The 17,908-nt window shown below is 70.9% G+C and carries 17 protein-coding genes; 12 read left to right on the top strand and 5 right to left on the bottom strand.

Annotated features, from left to right (window positions below):
* Positions 1-261: 261 nt before the first annotated feature.
* Positions 262-3,900 (bottom strand): adenylate/guanylate cyclase domain-containing protein, encoded by a 3,639-nt coding sequence (locus ABZ795_RS23915; protein ID WP_357531950.1) that lies wholly within the window; start codon positions 3,898-3,900, stop codon positions 262-264.
* 176 nt (positions 3,901-4,076) lie between these two features.
* On the opposite strand from ABZ795_RS23915, the gene ABZ795_RS23910 reads away from it, so the two are divergent.
* On the top strand, positions 4,077-4,274 hold the full coding sequence (locus tag ABZ795_RS23910; RefSeq protein ID WP_327024794.1) for a hypothetical protein: 198 nt from the start codon (positions 4,077-4,079) through the stop codon (positions 4,272-4,274).
* Positions 4,275-4,377: 103 nt separating this feature from the next.
* Here the strand turns inward: ABZ795_RS23910 and ABZ795_RS23905 are convergent, their stop codons facing one another.
* Complete coding sequence (locus ABZ795_RS23905; protein ID WP_327027030.1) at positions 4,378-5,070, bottom strand: Crp/Fnr family transcriptional regulator; 693 nt, start codon at positions 5,068-5,070, stop codon at positions 4,378-4,380.
* Positions 5,071-5,327: 257 nt separating this feature from the next.
* Between ABZ795_RS23905 and ABZ795_RS23900 the strand changes: the two genes are divergently transcribed.
* The 5 genes from ABZ795_RS23900 (at position 5,328) to ABZ795_RS23880 (ending at position 8,970) form a co-directional block, all read left to right on the top strand.
* Positions 5,328-5,828 (top strand): polyadenylate-specific 3'-exoribonuclease AS, encoded by a 501-nt coding sequence (locus ABZ795_RS23900; RefSeq protein ID WP_357531949.1) that lies wholly within the window; start codon positions 5,328-5,330, stop codon positions 5,826-5,828.
* Between the two features lie 82 nt (positions 5,829-5,910).
* The gene (locus tag ABZ795_RS23895; protein ID WP_357531948.1) at positions 5,911-6,408 is read left to right on the top strand and encodes a pyridoxamine 5'-phosphate oxidase family protein; all 498 of its coding nucleotides are present in this window, start codon (positions 5,911-5,913) and stop codon (positions 6,406-6,408) included.
* A 147-nt stretch (positions 6,409-6,555) separates the two neighbouring features.
* Entirely contained in the window at positions 6,556-7,584 is a 1,029-nt protein-coding gene (locus tag ABZ795_RS23890) for a 6-phosphofructokinase (RefSeq protein ID WP_327024797.1), read from the top strand.
* 69 nt (positions 7,585-7,653) lie between these two features.
* The gene (proC, locus tag ABZ795_RS23885) at positions 7,654-8,472 is read left to right on the top strand and encodes a pyrroline-5-carboxylate reductase (protein ID WP_327024798.1); all 819 of its coding nucleotides are present in this window, start codon (positions 7,654-7,656) and stop codon (positions 8,470-8,472) included.
* A gap of 129 nt (positions 8,473-8,601) precedes the next feature.
* Positions 8,602-8,970, top strand: coding sequence for a DUF2203 domain-containing protein (locus ABZ795_RS23880; protein WP_357531947.1), 369 nt, complete (start codon positions 8,602-8,604; stop codon positions 8,968-8,970).
* A 48-nt stretch (positions 8,971-9,018) separates the two neighbouring features.
* On the opposite strand, the gene ABZ795_RS23875 is transcribed toward ABZ795_RS23880, so the two are convergent.
* On the bottom strand, positions 9,019-9,852 hold the full coding sequence (locus tag ABZ795_RS23875) for an exonuclease domain-containing protein (protein ID WP_327024800.1): 834 nt from the start codon (positions 9,850-9,852) through the stop codon (positions 9,019-9,021).
* 471 nt (positions 9,853-10,323) lie between these two features.
* Here ABZ795_RS23875 and ABZ795_RS23870 point away from each other — a divergent pair, with 471 nt between their 5' ends.
* The gene (locus ABZ795_RS23870; protein WP_357531946.1) at positions 10,324-10,890 is read left to right on the top strand and encodes a GNAT family protein; all 567 of its coding nucleotides are present in this window, start codon (positions 10,324-10,326) and stop codon (positions 10,888-10,890) included.
* 24 nt (positions 10,891-10,914) lie between these two features.
* Positions 10,915-11,433, top strand: a complete 519-nt coding sequence (locus ABZ795_RS23865; RefSeq protein ID WP_357531945.1) for a hypothetical protein — start codon at positions 10,915-10,917, stop codon at positions 11,431-11,433.
* Between the two features lie 19 nt (positions 11,434-11,452).
* Here the strand turns inward: ABZ795_RS23865 and ABZ795_RS23860 are convergent, their stop codons facing one another.
* Together ABZ795_RS23860 and ABZ795_RS23855 are read right to left on the bottom strand one after the other, a co-directional pair.
* Positions 11,453-12,142: an NADPH-dependent F420 reductase gene (locus tag ABZ795_RS23860; protein WP_357531944.1), complete on the bottom strand. Its 690-nt coding sequence runs from the start codon at positions 12,140-12,142 to the stop codon at positions 11,453-11,455.
* Positions 12,143-12,184: 42 nt separating this feature from the next.
* Entirely contained in the window at positions 12,185-12,670 is a 486-nt protein-coding gene (locus ABZ795_RS23855) for a glutathione peroxidase (protein ID WP_357531943.1), read from the bottom strand.
* Between the two features lie 191 nt (positions 12,671-12,861).
* Here ABZ795_RS23855 and ABZ795_RS23850 point away from each other — a divergent pair, with 191 nt between their 5' ends.
* The 4 genes from ABZ795_RS23850 (at position 12,862) to ABZ795_RS23835 (ending at position 17,777) form a co-directional block, all read left to right on the top strand.
* Positions 12,862-14,460 (top strand): glycosyl hydrolase family 18 protein, encoded by a 1,599-nt coding sequence (locus tag ABZ795_RS23850; protein WP_357531942.1) that lies wholly within the window; start codon positions 12,862-12,864, stop codon positions 14,458-14,460.
* Positions 14,461-14,661: 201 nt separating this feature from the next.
* Positions 14,662-15,141 (top strand): hypothetical protein, encoded by a 480-nt coding sequence (locus tag ABZ795_RS23845; RefSeq protein WP_357531941.1) that lies wholly within the window; start codon positions 14,662-14,664, stop codon positions 15,139-15,141.
* Positions 15,142-15,228: 87 nt separating this feature from the next.
* Positions 15,229-16,635 carry a class II 3-deoxy-7-phosphoheptulonate synthase gene (locus ABZ795_RS23840; RefSeq protein ID WP_327024809.1) on the top strand — a complete coding sequence of 469 codons (1,407 nt, stop codon included), beginning with the start codon at positions 15,229-15,231 and terminating at the stop codon, positions 16,633-16,635.
* 110 nt (positions 16,636-16,745) lie between these two features.
* A complete protein-coding gene (locus ABZ795_RS23835) occupies positions 16,746-17,777 on the top strand; it encodes a GntG family PLP-dependent aldolase (RefSeq protein ID WP_357531940.1) in 1,032 nt (343 codons plus the stop codon).
* Positions 17,778-17,908 lie beyond the last annotated feature (131 nt).

The following is a 17,908-nucleotide window of genomic DNA, read 5'->3' as shown; positions in this document are numbered from 1 at the left end:
CGACACGCAGGATTCGCTGTGCTCGGCTTCGTTGTTGGCCCGATCGGCATCCTTGCGGCATGGCTGAAGAAACCCCGAGGTTGGGGGCGTTGACGATGGGTGCCTCCGGGCGCAACTTGACGCTTGAGGACGATGGCAATCGATCGTAGGCGTCGATCCATCAGTCAGGTTGGACGAAGCTCCGGCGCTGGGCGGGTCCCGGGTAGGTAGCCCGGGACCCGCCCAGCGCAGCGAGAGTGGCTGGGCGGCGTCCGGTGGCGGTCAGCTGGCGAGCGGTTGCGCGCCGGCCGGGGGGTGAGCCAGGGCGAGCAGGCCCGGCGCGGCGTTGCGGTGGGCGAAGGCGCGTAGCTCGGTCAGCAGCGGGCCGGCTGCGACCGGGTCGTCGCCCGCCGTCAACTCCCGTACCGCGAAGGTCAGCGACAACATCCGGTCGGTGACGTCGGGGATACCGGCGTAGATCTCGGCGGCGGCCAGGTGCAGCTCGGCGGCGTGCCGGTGGTCGCCGTCGGCGCCGGCCAGGGCGGCCGTCACGGTCCGCAGCGTCGCCTCCGACCAGGGTGTACGGTGACCCACCTGGCCCAGCATGGCGCGTACCCGCGCGGCGGACCTGCGACCGGCGAGGGTGGCCGCCCAACCGGCCGCGGCGATCCACTCGCCGCTGGCCAGCGCCGGGACCTTCGTCCACGCCTCGGCCAGCTCGTCGACCAGGGCGGCGGCCTCGTCGGTGCGCCCCTGCACCGCCCGGCACAGCGCGCCCATCGCCAGCATCGTCCAGTGCAGCCGGTGGAAGCCGCTGCGCCGAGCGGTGTCCAGCGCGGCCGCCACATCGTCGTACGGCGGCGGGGCCTGTCCCGCCGAAAGCGGTGTGGGGCCGGCGACGTCGGATGGTGAGGCTGCGGCATCGGCAGCCGGCTGCGGGTCCGCCTCCGGTCTGGCGGGCGGACCGGCGGGCGGCGGTACCGGTCGGCCGCGCAGCACCAGCAGGCACGACCGTAAGCCCCGGACCTGCATGTCCCAGCTGCCGGTCGGGGTGTGCACGAACGCCTCGGCGGCGGTGAGCAGCCGGCCGAAGTCACCCTCGAACCAGGCCCGCATCGCCTCTCCGGAGTAGCTGGTGGTCAGCGTCTGCCCGCTCGCGGTTCGCGCCGGGGCCGCCGAGAGCAGGGCGTCGGAGCGCAGCCAGTCGCCCTCCTCACGGACCGCGTACGCGAGGTTCTGGGTGGCCCGGGGCAGCGCCAGCAGTTGCTGCGCCCGGCTGAACTCCACGATCGCGTACAACTCGTCCAGGCCGGACCGGTCGCCGGCCTGGTAGCGGGCGGTGGCGGCGGTGATCCGGGCGTTGGTGCGGGTCTCGGTCAGCCCGAGCCGTTCGCCGATCTCGGCTGCGGTGTCGGCCGCCGCCACCGCCGGGTCACGCTCGTAGTTGAGCATGTGCAGTCGGCCCAGCTCGGCGAAGGCGTCCGCCTTCTGGGCGCTGTCCGGCAGCGGATCGAACAGCCGTACGGCGTGGTTCAGGCAGGCCAGCGCCGCCTGCCGGTCGGCGCGCAGCCACGCCGCCTGGCCCAACAGCGTCCAGGCCCGCGCCGCGCACGCCTCGTCGCCGTAGGCCAGCAGCCGGTCGGCCAACGTCTGCATCTGCTCGGACCCACCGCCGGAGAGGAACGCGTTGCCGTCGCGGTAGAACGAGATCTCGGTGCTGAGCAGTTCCAGTTGGAGCCGTCCCACCGGGTCGGAGTCGTCGGCCAGCCCGAGCGCCCGGCCCGCATGACCGGCGGCGGCGTCCAGCCCGTGCAGGGCGTACGCCCGACGGGCCGCCCGGTGCAGCGCGGCCCGTGCGGGGCCGGCGTAGCGGGTGGTGTCCATGCCCAGCGACCGGGCGATCTCGTGTGCTGCCCAGCGATGATGGGCCAGCACCTCGGCCAGGTCGGTGTCCCGGCTCTGCGACAACGTGTCCAGCCAGTCGGCTGTGCGGTCGTGCCGGGCCACCCGCTCGGTACGCGGCAGCCGCTGGTAGCAGACGTCGCGTACCAGCACATGCCGGAAGCGGTACTCCGGCTGACCGGCCATGGTGGACGCAGCCTGCTCGTGGACGAAGTCGCGCTGTTCCAGCCGGCGCAGGGCACGTTCGACGGCCTCGACCGGCTGCCCGACCGCCGCCGCCACCGCCCCCGGCCAGAACTGCACGCCGACGACGGCCGCCGCCAGCAGCACCGCCCGGTCCTTCGCGTCGAGCAGGTCCACCCGGTTGGCGATGACCGCGTGCACGCTCTCCGGCATCGGCAGGTCGAGATGCTTCTCCAGCGACCAGCCCCGCCCCGACTGGCGCAACGCACCCTGCTCGATCAGCATCCGGACGTACTCGTGGGCGTAGAGCGGGTTGCCGCCGGCCACCTCGATCAGCGGGGTGAGCAGGTCGGCGGAGAACGCGGCCTGGCCGAACATGTGCGCGTACAGCGCGGCGATGCCGGTGTCGCGCAGCGGCGGCAGGGTGATGGTCACCGAGCCGGTGATCGTCCCCGCCCAGCTCGGGTCGCGGTCGACCAGTTCGGGGCGGGCGGTGCAGAGCAGCAGCAGCGGCACGTCCCGGGCCGCCGCGCCGAGCAGTTCCACGAAACGCAGCATCGCGTCGTCGGCCCAGTGCAGATCCTCGAAGACCAGCACGGTGGGGCGGCGGGTCGCCAGCGCCAGCAGGAACCTTCGCCACGCCGATTCCGCCTCCTCGGCCGGCAACGACGTGCCGGGCAGACCGACCAGCGGGCGCAGTGCGTCGGCGACCCGGTCCCGCTCGCCGGGGCCGACCAGTTCACCGACGGCTGCGGCGAGCCGCTGGGCGGCGGTGCCGGCCGGGTCGGTGTCGAGGATGCCCGCCTCGGCCTTGACGATGTCGGCGAGCGCGGCGAAGGTGACGTTCTCCCCGAACGGCGGGCAGCGCCCGATGCGCCAGGTCAGCGGCTCGTCCACCAGCCGGGCGGTGTGCCGGTGCAGTTCCCGGACCAGCCGGCTCTTGCCGATGCCGGCCCGCCCGAAGACGGTGACGACCTGGGGACGGCGGTCGCGCAGACTGCGGTGCAGGGCGTTGACCAGCATGCCCAGCTCATGTTCGCGGTCGATCAACGGGGTGGCGTCCGGTTCCCGGTCGGCGGGCTGCTGGCGTACCGCGGCCAGGGCCAGCCACACCTCCGTCGGGGCGGAGCGCCCGCGCAGGGTGACCGGGGGCTGCTCGTCGTAGCGGATGGTGTCCCGGGTCAGCGCGTACGTGGCGCCGTCGACCAGCACCCCGCCCGGCGGGGCCACGGACTGCAACCGGGAGGCGGTGTTGACCACGTCCCCGGCCACGATCGCCTGTCCGCCGTCGCGGGCGGCGGCCACGTCGACCAGGGCCTCACCGGTGGCCACCCCCACCCGGAAGCGCAGCCCGTCGGTGCCGGTGGGCGCGAAACGGGTCAGCACCCGTTGCAGCTCCAACCCGGCCCGTACGCACCGCAGCGCGTCCGTCTCCGTGGCCACCGGCGCGCCGAACAGGGCCATCACCGCGTCGCCGATGTACTTCTCGACCACCCCGCCGTACTGGCCGACCACCCGCCGGGCGGCGGAGAAGAACCCGGTCTGCATCCCCCGGACCAGCTCCGGGTCGGCCCGCTCGACGTACGGGGTGAAGTCGATCAGGTCGACGAAGAGCACACTGACCCGACGGCGGTCCTCCTGGGGGATGGCCGGGGCCCGACCGCTGCCGGCCCGGGGCGCCCCACACGAGGTGCAGAAGGCGACATCCGTCGCCAGCGGGCGCAGGCAGTGTGGACAGACCGCACCCAGCTCCGCTCCGCAGCCACCGCAGAAGCGGTCACCGTCGGCGGCGGTGCGTCCACAACGATCACACTGAGTGGCGATGACACCCTCCACTGGTGAGCCCTGATTGCCGGGGGCAGGACCGAGTATCGCTGCCCAGAGGAGTGTCGGGTACCGGGCTGTTGGTTTGTGGACACTCCTCCGAGCAGTGCGTTGTGTGGCGCAACGGCTAGATTCAGAAGCCGATTCGTTGATCGTTTATCTGGGGGGACAGCCTCATGGTGTACGTCATGTTGAGCAGCGACTGGACCGACGGTAACGGCGTCACCCACTCGGCCGGTGACTCGGTGGACGTGGACGCCGCGACCCTGGCTCAGCTTCAGGCCCAGGGAATCGTCGGAGAGGTGCCGGGCAAGGGCAAGGACGGCACCGACTGGGCCGGACCGGGCGGCACCGACTGGGCCGGGCCGGGAAGCACCAAGCCCTGATCATCGCCGAAACGGGCGATCTGCCCTGGTCACAGCAGAAGTCGGTGGCGTCGGAAACCCAGTTTCCGACGCCACCGCTTCGTTCCGGGCCTGCTGTTGCCGGTCAGCGCTCGCTCATGCCGGCGCGGCGACGCAGCGCCGGCACGTCGGTGACCACGATCCGACGGCCCTCGGTACGCAGCCAACCCCGGTTGGCGAACGAGCCGATCGCCTGGTTGACGCTCTGCCGGGAACCCCCGGCCATCTCCGCCAACTGGCTCTGGTTCAGCTCGATGGTGATCATCGGTGCCTGCGACTCGCCGGCCAGTCGCACCAGGGTCTTCGCGACCCGACCGGGCAGGTCCAGGAAGACATGATCGGCGTTCTGCTCGGTCAGGCGGCGGATCAGCCCACCCAGGGAGCGCATCACCGCGTCCAGGATGCGCGGGTTCGAGTGCACCAGCTCCATGAAGGCGCCCCGGGACAGGGCCAGGGCGGTGCAGTCCTCGATGGCCTCCGCCGAGGCGGACCGGGTGGAGGCGTCGAGCAGGGAGACCTCGCCGAGCACATCCGGCGGTCGGATCACCGACAACACCGCCCGCTCACCGGTCGGTGCGGTGCGGAACACCGCCACCGCGCCCCGGCGCAGCACGATCAGCGATTCGCCCGGGTCGTTCTCCACGAACAGGAGTTGACCCTTGCGGTACGTCCTCGGCACGGCAGCGGCTATCACCCGCTGGCGTACCTCGGGTTCCAGGCCGGCGAACATCTCCACGCCCGTGAGCGCGTCGCCCGGCTCCGGCAGGCGCATCTCCACGGCCCCACCCCTCCCCCGGTCAAGGACCACATCGCTCACCGGGAGAGCCTGGTGGCCCCTGACTAGGCGAATCGACACCCGTTCGGCGTCCGGCAGCGGTACACATCAGATCATGACGGTCCGGTCGCGTGCTGTACACCCCTGAAGTCACTTCTGTGACAGCTTAAGCTGCGATGTCGCCGTTGCAGATGGTGTGGTAGCGCTCCCGGCTCGCCCCGCCCGCCGGGGCGACAGGGGCGTCAGCGAGGATGGCCGGGATGGTCTACCGCTATTTCTACGACTGCGAATTCATCGAGGACGGCCGTACGGTCGAACTGGTGTCGATCGGTGTGGTCGACGAGCAGGGCCGCGAGTTCTACGCGGTCTCCACCGAGTTCGACGCCTCCCGGGCCGTGCCCTGGGTTCGCCGCAACGTGCTGGACAAGCTGCCCTCCCCGGCGGACCGCGCCTGGCGCTCCCGCGAGCGCATCCGCGACGACCTGTACGACTTCCTGGTCGAGCCGATCCAGACCTGGGCGGCCGGGGAGGAGTTGGAGCTGTGGGCCTGGTACGCCGCGTACGACCATGTGGCGCTGGCCCAACTGTGGGGCGCCATGCCGGCCCTGCCCAGGGAGATTCCCCGGTTCACCAAGGATCTGCGCCAGTTGTGGGACGACCGGGGGCGGCCACGGCTGCCGAACGCCGAGTCCGGGCGGCATGACGCCCTGGTCGACGCCCGGCACAACCTGGCCCGGTGGCGGGCGATGACCGGATCGTAGGTTTGGCCGGCCACGCAGCGGGCACCGGTTCGCCCTGACGGTGGTCGACCCGAGGGAGCATCGCCATGAGGCGGGCGTCAGCATGAGTGACGAGCCGTACGCCGTCCGCGCGGCCCGGCAGCGGATCACCGAGCTGATCCGGGCCGCGGGCACCTGCACCCTCACCACGATCTCGCTGGACGGCCGGCTGGTGGGCCGGCCGATGCTCCTGCAACGGGCGGCGTTCGCCGGTGAGCTGTGGTTCTTCGCGTACTCCCGGTCGGCTACGGTCCGTCAGCTCCGGGTCAACCCGGAGGTCGAGGTCAGCCTCACCGACCCGGGGGAGCAGGTCCGGGCCTCGCTGTCCGGCACCGCCCGCGACGACCACGACCCGGCGCGGGCGGCCCGGCTCTGGCGGCCCGAGCTGGCGGTGTGGTTCCCGCAGGGGCCGGCCACGGCGGGACTGACCCTGGTGGCCGTGCACGTCACCGCGGCCCGCTGCTGGGACCGCGCGGGTCTGCGCGGAACGGACCTGCTCGGCACCGCCGGGTCGGCACCGGCGGTGGTCGGTGTGCACCCTGATGAGGCTACTGGCCGGTAGTGGGGCGCGGTGTCCGGTCGTACCAGCGCCGACTACAGTCGCAGTGACGGCCCGCCCCGGGCCGGCAACGGCGCCGAAGGTCTGACGTGACGCATATCCTGGGGCTTGATCGGGCTTGACCAGATGCTCCCAGGAGGATGAGCGATCATGCGTATCGGCGTGCTCACCGGCGGCGGCGACTGCCCCGGCCTCAACGCGGTCATCCGGGCGGTGGTCCGTAAGGGCGTCGCCAGCTACGGCCACGAGTTCGTGGGTTTCCGGGACGGTTGGAAGGGTCCGCTGGAGGGCCTGTCCCGCCCGCTGGGCATCGCGGAGGTCCGGGGGATCCTGCCGCGCGGCGGCACCATCCTCGGCTCCTCGCGGACCAACCCCTTCAAGATCGAGAACGGCGTCGAGCGGATCAAGGAGAACCTTGCCGCCCAGGGCGTCGACGCGCTGATCGCCATCGGCGGTGAGGACACCCTGGGTGTCGCCACCAAGCTGCACGAGCTGGGCGTCCACGTCATCGGGGTGCCGAAGACCATCGACAACGACCTCGGCGCCACGGACTACACCTTCGGCTTCGACACCGCGGTCAACATCGCGATGGAGGCGATCGACCGGCTGCACACCACCGCCGAGAGCCACCACCGCACCCTGGTGGTCGAGGTGATGGGTCGGCACGCCGGCTGGATCGCCCTGCACGCCGGCCTGGCCGGCGGCGCCAACGTGATCCTGCTGCCGGAGCGGGCCTTCGACGTCGAGCAGGTCGCCGGTTACGTCGAGAAGCGCTTCCAGCACCAGTACGCCCCGATCGTCGTGGTCGCCGAGGGCGCCCAGCCGATGGAGGGCCAGATGGTCCTGCAGAACCAGGAGCTGGACGCGTTCGGCCACGTCCGGCTCGGCGGCATCGGCCAGTGGCTGGCCGAGCAGTTGGAGGCCAAGACCGGCAAGGAGGCCCGCACGGTCGTGCTCGGGCACATCCAGCGCGGCGGCACCCCGACCGCCTTCGACCGGGTGCTGGCCACCCGGCTGGGTCTGCAGGCGATCGACGCCGCCCACGAGGGCGACTGGGGCAAGATGGTCGCCATGCAGAGCACGGACATCGTCCGGGTTCCGCTGGCCGAGGCCACCCGGGAGCTGAAGACCGTCCCGCTGGAGCGCTACCTCGAGGCCGAGGTCTTCTTCGGCAGCTGATCGTGGTTCCGGTGTCGCGGCGGGCCACCCGGTCCGCCGCGACGCCGATCTTCAGAGGGGGTGCCACAGGTGTCAGCCGGAGTGCGCACGGTCGCGGTGATCGGGGCAGGCAAGATCGGCGAGTTGATGCTGTCCGGGCTGCTGCGCTCCGGCTGGCCGGTGGACCGCCTGCTGGCCACCGCCCGTCGACCGGCCCGCGCCGAGGAACTGACCGCCCGCTACGGCGTACGGGTGGTGGACAACCTCACCGCGGTCGAGGAGGCCGAGGTGCTGGCCGTGTCGGTCAAGCCCCAGGACGCGGCGGTACTGCTCGACGAGATCGGCCCGAAGGTGCCCGCCGGCAAACTGGTGATCTCCCTCTGCGCCGGCCTGCCCAGCAGCTTCTTCAGCCGCCGACTGCCCGAGGGCACCCCGGTAGTGCGGGTCATGACCAACACTCCCGCCCTGGTGGACGAGGCGATGACGGCCATCTCCGCCGGGGCGTACGCCACCGGGGAGCACCTGGCGCTGGCCGAGGAGATGTTCAAGCCGCTCGGCTCCACCATCCGGGTGCCGGAGAGCCAGCAGGACGCGGTGACCGCCCTGTCCGGCTCCGGCCCGGCCTACTTCTACCTGCTGGTGGAGGCGATGACCGACGCCGGCATCCTGCTCGGCCTGCCCCGCCAGGTGGCGCACGACCTGATCGTGCAGACCGCGATCGGCTCGGCGGTGATGCTGCGTGACTCCGGCGAACATCCCGTGAAGCTGCGCGAGGCGGTCACCTCACCCGCCGGCACCACCATCTCCGCCGTGCGCGAGCTGGAGAATCACGGCGTACGCGCCGCACTGCTGGCCGCCCTGGAAGCGGCCCGCGACCGGGCCCGCGAACTGGCCGCCCAGGCCGAATAGCGGCCCCCGGCGGCCCACGGTGATCCACTCCGTTACGCCGATACGGCGGGTTCCCCGCGCCGACGAAACCGCCAGATCGGCGAAACGGAGTCGATCATGCCCCAGCGCCGGTACCGCGGAGGTATCCGGGTGACGCATACTGGCGCGGTGTTCACTCTCGCCCAGGCCCGGCACCTGGTGGCCACCCTGCGCCCCCGGATCGACGAGCTGATCCGGGTCCGTGCCGACCTGACCGAGCTGCAGTGCGATCTGGCCAACCACGGGCTCAGCGCACTCGGCGGACGGCCCGAGGCCAAGGCCCTGGAGGCACGGCTGCACGCCATCTGCGACGAGATCGGGCAGCACGGCATCGAGATCAAGAGTGTCGCCCCGGTGCTGCTCGACTTCCCCGGTGAGCGCGCGGGCCGCCAGGTCCTCTGGTGCTGGCTGGAGGGGGACACCGACGTGCGCTGGTACCACCGCGCCGACTGCGGCTTCGGCGGCCGCCGCCCCGCCTGACGGTCAGTCGGACGAGGGGCGGCCGGCCGAGGCTCAAGCTGGGGGACGTCATCGGCGTCGGCGGGTCTCCAGCGGCCATTCCAGGCTGACCGTCTCGTCGCGGCCCTGCCGGTCGAAGGCTGCCTGTAGCTCCCGCTTCTGCTCGGCGTACCAGGTGATCTGTGCCTGGTGCAGGGTCTCGGGGTGCAGCCGGGCGATCCGCTCGTGCCGGGCGGCGATCGACACCGCCATCTCGGCAGCGGCGCGGGCGTCGCTCGCGGCGTCGTGAGCGGAGACGAGGTCGACGCCGTAGTACCGGCACAGATCTTCGAGCCGTCTGCCGCCGTACCAGCGGGGTTCCACCTCGCCGTGCAGGACCGAGGGGTCGATGATGACGGCGCGGTCCCAGTCCAGCGGTGCGAGGGCGTGCCGGGCCAGCTCGGTGTGCAACGCCGTGACGTCGTAGGGGGCGCAGAAGGCGACGAGCGGGGTCCCGTCGGCGATCACCTTGTCGATGGCCGTTCTCAGCTCGGTCAGCGCCTCGGTGGCCGGCTGCCCGGAACTGCGTACCATCTCGTCGGTGATCCCGTGGATCTCGGTGGAGCGGGGCGGGATCGGCACGCCCGGGTCGATGAGCCACCGCGCGGTGGTGCCGTCGGAGTGGACCAGCGCGGCGGAGACGATGCGGGCGTCCATGGGTTCGGCCTCGGTGGCCTCGATGTCGAAGCCCACCATGGGCAGGTCGTGCCACCCGCGGTGGGTCCCCGGCGGCGGAGCCGTCCTGACCGGTACGCATTCGTCGTGGTGGGGACTCCAACGGCCGCCGAGATTGATCGCCTGTCCGGCGCCGGCTTCGACCCACTTCTGGCACTTGCCGCAGCTTCCGGGGTACCTGTTGATCACGCTACGGGCTCCTGGTTCGGTTGGGTGGGCGTACTCATGCCTGTCGGCCGTCCGCTGACGAGGCGGGACCGGCAGCGCCGGTAATCCTGAGCCATCGGTCAGAGTGTCGGCACCCACCGGCCGCGCCGTTCAGTGACCTTTGTGGACATTCGGCGACAACCCTTTGTTCGGTGGCGTTTGCCGGGTGGCCTCTTCGTGGCAGCGACACGGGCATCTCCGGCGACGACAAGGCGACAGGCGGCATGCGTCGTGGCGCTCGCTGGTGGCGGCCCATCCGCCGGGCTCGTAGGGGCGGAGGATGATCTATAGGCTCCAAGCGCCACCGAGAGGACGCCCTCTCGGTGGCGCTGCGCGCACCGCCACCGGCGTACGGTGGCACGGCCCTGTCGCCGGCGCAGCATGATCGGATGGCTCAGGTGGCCGGCGAGATCACGATCAGTGAGCAGCCGGCCGTTTACGGGGAGGGTGCTGATGTTCGCCATTTCGTTGACCGAGGACGCGGAACTGCGTCCGCTCAACCCGTGGCATGCCGAGGAGTTTCTGGCCAACCTGGACCGGGCCCGGCAGAGCATGACCCCCTGGGTGCCGGCGGCCTTCATCGCCACCGACCTGGAGAGGGCGCGGCATGTGCTGCAGCGGTACGCCGAGCGGTGGGCCCGCGACGACGGCGGCATCTGGGGCATCTGGTCCGACGGCAGGCTGGTCGGTGGGGTGCTGCTCGTGTCGCTCGACGCCGATACGGGAGTCTGCGAAGCCGGCTGTTGGCTTGAACCGGCCGCCGAGGGACGCGGGCTGGTCACTCGCGCGGTCAGCCGGCTCATCGACTGGGCGGTCGACGAGCGGGGACAGCACCGGGTCGAGTGGCGGGTTCTGGCCGGCAACGTACGCAGCATCGCGGTGGCCCGTCGGCTAGGGATGCGCCGCGACGGCGTGTTGCGTGAGGTGTCACCGGGGCCGGAGGGACGACGCGATCTCGAGATCTGGTCGCTGCTGGCACCCGAGTGGCGGGCCCGCCGGGCCGGTGCCTCCGAGGATTGAGCCTGCGGGTCGGCCTACTGGCCGATGAGCCTCTACCTGGGGGGTCCCGCGTACGCGGTCTCCTGGATCGCCGCCGCGGTCTTCATCGTCCGGCTGGCCAAGGGCCGCGCCGGGGTGTTGAACCTGATCGGCGCCTTCCTGGTGGGTCTCGGTGGGGTGGTGTTCGCGCTGGCGATCACCGCAGAGGTGCTCCCCTTCGCCTACGCGGCCGATCCGGCCGTGCTGGCGGAACCGCAGGGACGGGCGCTGTTCGAGGTCCTCAACGACCGGCTGGACTGGGTGATCCCGGCCATCATCGGCAGCCAGTTGGCGATCGTCGTGGGCATGGTGCTGGCCCTGGTCGGCGCGCTGATCGCCCGGACCATGCCCCGGCCGGTGGTCGTCGCCGCCCTGGTCTACGCGGTGATCTTCGTGGTGCTGCCGTTGGCCGAGTTCGGCCGCGCGGTCGTCATCATCGACTATCTGTTGCAGGTCTCCCTGGTGGCCGCGATCGGCTGGTACGGGCTGCGGGCCGCCGCCGACGACAGGCCGGTCACCGCCTGAGGTCGGCGGCGGCCACCGGTCAGCCCCGTTTGGCCTCGGCCAGGGCGGCACGCACCGTGTCGGCGTCGCCGGGCGCCTCCCGCTCCCAGTTGACCGGGTCGGCGGCGTAGATGGTGCCGTACGCCGGGGTGTCCGGCTGGAACCGCCAACTGTCGGCGAGGCTGCCGGCATCGACCGCGTCGTAGCCGATCCGGTCCAGGAAGCCGGTGACGACCGCCTTGGCCTCGGCGTCGTCACCGGCGATCGGCAGGGCACTGCGGTCCGCCGCACCGGCGGGTCGGGCCAGGGTGAGCAGGTGCTTGAAGAAGATGTTGTTGAACACCTTCACCACCCGGGCCTCGGGCAGATGCTGTTGCAGCAGCTCACTGCTGGTGACCCGGTCCTCGTCCAACTCGGGGATCTGGCCGTCGCGCTGCGGGTAGTAGTTGTTGGTGTCGATGACCACCTTGCCGGCCAGCGGCTGCGCCGGCACGGACCGGTACGACTTGAGCGGGATGCTGACCACCACCAGGTCACCGGCCCGAGCCGCCGCGTCGACCGTGCCGGCGCTGGCCCTCGGCCCCAACTCCTCGACCAGGCCGGACAGGGTCTGCGGCCCACGCGAGTTGCTCAGCACGACCTCGTACCCGGCGGCCACCGCCAACCGCGCGAGGGTGCCTCCGATGTGTCCACTTCCGATCAGGCCCACGACCGACACGTCCACCTCCATCGACTCGGCTCTCCCCGTCGAACCTACGCCCCTGGTGGAGGGTCAGGGCAGGATCTTCTCCAGAGTGGTGCGCAGGGTGGGGTCCTCCGGGGTGACCGTCGGATCGAAACGGGCGGCCACGGTGCCGTCCGGGGCGATCAGGAACTTCTCGAAGTTCCACCGGATGTCCCCGGTGTGGCCTTCGGCGTCCGGGGTGTCCACCAGGGCGGCGTAGAGGGGATGACGGTCGGGGCCGTTGACCTCGACCTTCTCCGTCAGCGGGAAGGTGACGCCGTAGTTGACCTGGCAGAACTCGCTGATCTCCGCAGCGCTGCCCGGTTCCTGGCCGCCGAACTGGTTGCACGGGACGCCGAGCACCACCAGCCCACGGTCGGCGTACTCGTCCTGAAGGGCCTGTAGACCGGCGTACTGGCCGGTGAGGCCGCAGCGGGAGGCGACATTGACCACCAGCAGGGCCTTCCCGCGGTACTGCGCGAGATCGGCCGGGCCGCCGGTCAGGGAGTTGATCTGGGTGTCGAAGACGGACATGGCGCGAGGGTACCGCCGATGCCGCCGTACCGGATCATGCCGCGCGGCGGCGTCTACCGCCAGGTAACAGCGAACGACGTGGTTTCTCTCCGGGTCAGCAATCGATACATCTACATCTTGACGAAGTGTGGTCGCGTGAGTAGCGTCTCCTCAACAATTTGGAAAGTTTCCTAACTGTTTGGAGGCGCCACATGAAGAGATCGCTCCGCCGGGCCCTCTGGGTCGGCGCCGCGGTCGCGGTGACCGTCGCCACGGTCCCGATGGCCTCGGCGTTCGGCGCCGGAAGTGTCACCACCTCGTTCGCCCGGGTGCAGGATTGGGGCACCGGTCACGAAACGAGGGTCACCATCACCAACGGTTCCAGTGCCAGCGTCAGCACCTGGCGCATCGAGTTCGAGCTGCCCTCGGGCACCAGCATCAGCAGCTCCTGGGACGCCGACGTCACCCGTAACGGCAACCGCTACGTGGCGGTCAAGAAGAGCTGGGCCGGTGCCCTGGCGCCGGGCGCCTCCTTCAGCTGGGGCTACAACGGCACCGGGGGGTACCGGGCGCCGCTGAACTGCACCGTCAACGGCGTGGCCTGCGGCGGCGGCACCCCGCCCCCGACCACCCCGCCGCCGACGACCACGCCTCCACCCCCGCCGACCACCCCGCCCCCGACCACCCCGCCGCCGAGCGGCCAGAAGGTGGTCGGCTATTTCGTCCAGTGGGGGGTCTACGCCCGCAACTACCACGTCAAGAACATCCACACCAGCGGCTCGGCGTCGAAGCTGACCCACATCCTGTACGCCTTCGGCAACACCACCGGCGGCCGGTGCACCATCGGCGACAGCTACGCCGACTACGAGAAGGCGTACACCGCGGCGGAGAGTGTCGACGGGGTCGCCGACACCTGGGATCAGCCGCTGCGGGGCAGCTTCAACCAGCTGCGCAAGCTCAAGCAGATGTACCCGCACCTCAAGGTGATCTGGTCCTTCGGCGGCTGGACCTGGTCCGGCGGCTTCACCCAGGCCGCGCAGAACCCGGCCGCCTTCGCCGAGAGCTGCTACAACCTGGTCGAGGACCCGCGCTGGGCGGACGTCTTCGACGGCATCGACATCGACTGGGAGTACCCGAACGCCTGCGGTCTGACCTGTGACGCCAGCGGCCCGAACGCGTTCAAGAACGTGGCCGGCGCGCTGCGTACCCGGTTCGGGTCGTCGGCCCTGGTCACCGCCGCGATCACCGCGGACGGCAGCAACGGCGGCAAGATCGACGCCACCGACTACGCCGGTGCCTCCACCCACCTCAACTGGATCATGCCGATGACGTACGACTACTTCGGCGCCTTCAACCCGCAGGGCCCCACCGCCCCGCACTCGCCGCTCTACTCGTACTCCGGCATCCCGCAACAGGGCTTCTGGTCGGACGCGGCCATCCAGAAGCTCAAGAGCAAGGGCATCCCGGCCAACAAGCTGCTGCTCGGCATCGGCTTCTACGGTCGGGGCTGGACCGGGGTGACCCAGACCGCACCGGGCGGCACCGCCACCGGCCCCGCCCCGGGCACCTACGAGCAGGGCATCGAGGACTACAAGGTGCTCAAGAACACCTGCCCGGCCACCGGCACCGTCGGCGGCACGGCGTACGCCAAGTGCGGCAGCAACTGGTGGAGCTACGACACCCCCTCGACCATCGGGGGCAAGATGACGTACGCCAGGAACCAGGGCCTCGGCGGCGCCTTCTTCTGGGAACTCTCCGGTGACACCAGCAACGGCGAATTGATCACCGCCATCCGCGGCGGCCTCGGCTAGATGTAAGGAAGGGCCCCCTGTTAACGCCTGCGGTAGAGCAGGGGCCCCTTGTTAACACTCCGGCAGTCCGATCTTGCCGCGTGTTAATAGGGGGCCCTTCCTATGCAAAAGGCGATAATAAGGGGCCCTTCCTTGCATCCGAGGCGGGTGTGACAGACTCGCCGGTCGGACGGTGCAAAGTCCGCAGATCGGGAGGTGACGATGCGGGTTCACCGGCGCTGCGCCGCCCTCGCCCTGCTCACGACCGTGCCGTTCGCCCTGGTCGGTTGCGGACTGATCGGCGGCGACAAGGAACCGGCGGAGCAACCCGGTCGGGCACCCGCCGAGGAGGCCCTGGCCAAGTCCCGCGAGCGGGTACAGGCGTACCTGGACGCGATGGTGGTCAAGGACGTGGTGGCCGGGCGCAGCCAACTCTGCACGGTGCTGCACGAGTCGTTCGACGAGGCCGCGACCGGGCCGAACGGTGACTTCGCCGACCACTTCACGGTGGCCCAGACCGAGATCACCGACATCCGCCCGGGCCCCCTCGGGCAGGAGGTGAGCACTGTGGTTACCGTCACGGTGGGTAAGCGCAAGGCGGACCGGGGACTGTTGTTCACAGTCACCCGTGAGGGGCTGGACTGGTGCATCTCGGGCGAGCGCCCCGGTGGGCACAGCCCGGCACCCGCCCCGACGCCCTGACCTGCGACAACGTTCACGGTCGTCCAGTTACCGGAACCCGGCCCCTCGATGGGCGGTAGGCGCGCAGGCCGCCGTACGCTTCTTGTCATGCGGCATGAGTGGCATCAGTTGAGTCATCCGGCGGTGGGCAGCCCGGTGTTGCAGACCAGCCGTCCGACCGTCGACTCCGCCGAGGACGAGGCCCTCGGCCTGGACCGCTGGCGAGAGTTGCCCCGCGCCCAGACCCCACCCTGGGAGGACCCGGCCCAGGTGGCCGAGGTCTGCAAGGTGCTCGACCGGGTCCCGTCGGTGGTCGCCCCCTACGAGGTTGACCAGTTGCGGCAGCGCCTGGCCCTGGTCTGCGAGGGCAAGGCCTTCCTGCTGCAGGGCGGTGACTGCGCGGAGACCTTCGCCGACAACACCGAGAGTCACCTGCTGGCCAACGCCCGCACCCTGTTGCAGATGGCGATCGTGCTCACCTACGGCGCCTCGCTGCCGGTGGTGAAGGTGGCCCGGGTCGCCGGGCAGTACACCAAGCCCCGGTCGCTCCCGACGGACGCCCGGGGCCTGCCGGCCTACCGCGGCGACATGATCAATTCCCTCGAGGCCACCCCGGAGGCCCGGGTCGCCGACCCGCAACGCATGATCCGGGCGTACGCCAACTCGGCCGCCGCGATGAACATGCTCCGCGCCTACCTGGCCGGGGGACTGGCCGACCTGCACGCCGTGCACGACTGGAACAAGGGCTTCGTACGCAATTCCCCGGCCGGGGAACGGTACGAGGCGATCGCCCGGGAGATCGACCGGGCGCTGGCCTTCATTCGGGCCTGCGGGATGACCGACGACGATGCCCTGCGTACGGTCACTCTCTACTGCTCCCACGAGGCCCTGGCCCTGGAGTACGACCGGGCGCTGACCCGGGTCTCCGACCGTCGGGCGTACGGGCTGTCCGGGCACTTCCTGTGGATCGGCGAGCGCACCCGGCAGATCGACGGCGCCCACATCGACTTCATCTCCCGCATCGCCAACCCGATCGGGGTCAAACTCGGCCCGACCACCACCCCGGACGAGGCGATCGAGCTGTGCGAGAAGCTGAACCCGGAGAACATCCCCGGGCGGCTCACCCTGATCAGCCGGATGGGCAACCACAAGGTACGCGACGCCCTGCCGCCGATCGTGGCCAAGGTGACCGCCGCCGGGGCGAAGGTGGTGTGGCAGTGCGACCCGATGCACGGCAACACCCACGAGTCCTCCAACGGCTACAAGACCCGGCACTTCGACCGGATCGTCGACGAGGTGCTGGGCTACTTCGAGGTGCACCGCAGCCTGGACACCCACCCCGGCGGCCTGCATGTCGAGCTGACCGGTGAGGATGTCACCGAGTGCCTCGGCGGCGCCCAGGGCATCGAGGACCTGGACCTGCCCGACCGGTACGAGACCGCCTGCGACCCCCGCCTGAACACCCAGCAGTCACTGGAACTGGCCTTCCTCGTAGCGGAGATGCTCCGTGGCTGACGCGAGGAGTGAGCTTGCGAGCCCCGCAGTCGGCAGCCGGAAGGTGACACTGTGGCTGACGCGAGGAGTGAGCTTGCGAGCCCCGCAGTCGGCGGCCGAAAGGAATGACCGTGGCTGAGAATCTCATCGATCTGCGTTCGGACACGGTCACCCGGCCCACCCCCGGGATGCGGGAGGCGATGGCCGCCGCCGAGGTCGGTGACGACGTCTACGGCGAGGACCCGACCGTCAACGCACTGGAGGCCGAGGTCGCCGCGCTGTTCGGTCACGAGGCAGCGCTGTTCTGCCCGACCGGCTCGATGGCCAACCAGATCGCCCTGCAACTGCTGGTGCCGCCCGGGGCGGAGTTGCTCTGCGACGCCGACGCCCATGTGATCACGTACGAGATGGGGGCGGCTGCCGCGTACGGCGGAATGACCTCGCGGACGTGGTCGGCGGTGGGCGCGGACGTGGACCCCGACGTGGTCGCCGGCATGATCCGTCCCGACGGCTACTGGGCGGTGCCCACCCGGGCGATCGCGGTGGAGCAGACCCACAATCGTGGCGGCGGCGGGGTGATCCCCCTCGACACGCTGCGGCGGTTGCGGCAGGTCGCCGACGAGGCGCAGGTGGCGCTGCACTGCGACGGGGCCCGGATCTGGCACGCTCATGTAGCCGACGGGGTGCCGCTGGCCACCTACGGTGGGCTGTTCGACACCCTCTCGGTCTGCCTGTCCAAGGGGCTCGGCGCGCCGGTCGGCTCGCTGGTCGTCGGCGCCGCCGACAAGATCGAGCGGGCGCGGGTGATCCGTAAGCGGATGGGTGGCGGGATGCGCCAGGCCGGCATCCTGGCCGCCGCCGGCCGGTACGCCCTGGCCCACCACATCGACCGTCTCGCCGAGGATCACGCCAAGGCGGCCCGGCTAGCGGAGGCGATCGCCCCGTTCGGGGTGCTGGCCGCCCCGGTACGCACCAACCTGGTCCCCCTGGACCTGGCCAAAACCCCCCTGGACGCCCCCACCCTGGCCGCAGCGGCCCGCGCCGAGGGCCTGCTGATCTCCGTCCTGGGCCCCCGCACCGCCCGCCTGGTGACCCACATGGACGTCCCCGACCCCGCCATCGACCAAGCCATCACCACCCTCACCCACCTCCTCCGCGCCTAGCCCCGTTGATCATGAGGTTGGCGGCACTGTGGAGATGGCGGATTCTAGGGTTCAGTGCAACTGATCTTGGTTGTGCTGGAGGTGTTGGTGGCGAGGCCGGGTGTGGTGACGTTCGGGCATCGGCAGGTGTT

The sequence above is a fragment of the Micromonospora sp. NPDC047134 genome, from assembly GCF_040643455.1.
Lineage (GTDB): Bacteria > Actinomycetota > Actinomycetes > Mycobacteriales > Micromonosporaceae > Micromonospora.
Note: the sequence above shows the minus strand (reverse complement) of the source record. Positions and strands in the feature narration are given on the sequence as shown.

Excerpts from the sequence above, each read along its gene's own strand:
- ABZ795_RS23895 (WP_357531948.1), top strand. The coding sequence starts at position 5,911 with ATGAGTGACGAGCCGTACGCCGTCCGCGCGGCCCGGCAGCGGATCACC.
- ABZ795_RS23855 (WP_357531943.1), bottom strand. The coding sequence starts at position 12,670 with ATGTCCGTCTTCGACACCCAGATCAACTCCCTGACCGGCGGCCCGGCC.
- ABZ795_RS23860 (WP_357531944.1), bottom strand. The coding sequence starts at position 12,142 with ATGGAGGTGGACGTGTCGGTCGTGGGCCTGATCGGAAGTGGACACATC.
- ABZ795_RS23890 (WP_327024797.1), top strand. The coding sequence starts at position 6,556 with ATGCGTATCGGCGTGCTCACCGGCGGCGGCGACTGCCCCGGCCTCAAC.
- ABZ795_RS23865 (WP_357531945.1), top strand. The coding sequence starts at position 10,915 with ATGAGCCTCTACCTGGGGGGTCCCGCGTACGCGGTCTCCTGGATCGCC.
- ABZ795_RS23910 (WP_327024794.1), top strand. The coding sequence starts at position 4,077 with ATGTTGAGCAGCGACTGGACCGACGGTAACGGCGTCACCCACTCGGCC.
- ABZ795_RS23840 (WP_327024809.1), top strand. The coding sequence starts at position 15,229 with ATGCGGCATGAGTGGCATCAGTTGAGTCATCCGGCGGTGGGCAGCCCG.
- ABZ795_RS23900 (WP_357531949.1), top strand. The coding sequence starts at position 5,328 with ATGGTCTACCGCTATTTCTACGACTGCGAATTCATCGAGGACGGCCGT.
- ABZ795_RS23845 (WP_357531941.1), top strand. The coding sequence starts at position 14,662 with ATGCGGGTTCACCGGCGCTGCGCCGCCCTCGCCCTGCTCACGACCGTG.
- ABZ795_RS23870 (WP_357531946.1), top strand. The coding sequence starts at position 10,324 with ATGTTCGCCATTTCGTTGACCGAGGACGCGGAACTGCGTCCGCTCAAC.
- ABZ795_RS23850 (WP_357531942.1), top strand. The coding sequence starts at position 12,862 with ATGAAGAGATCGCTCCGCCGGGCCCTCTGGGTCGGCGCCGCGGTCGCG.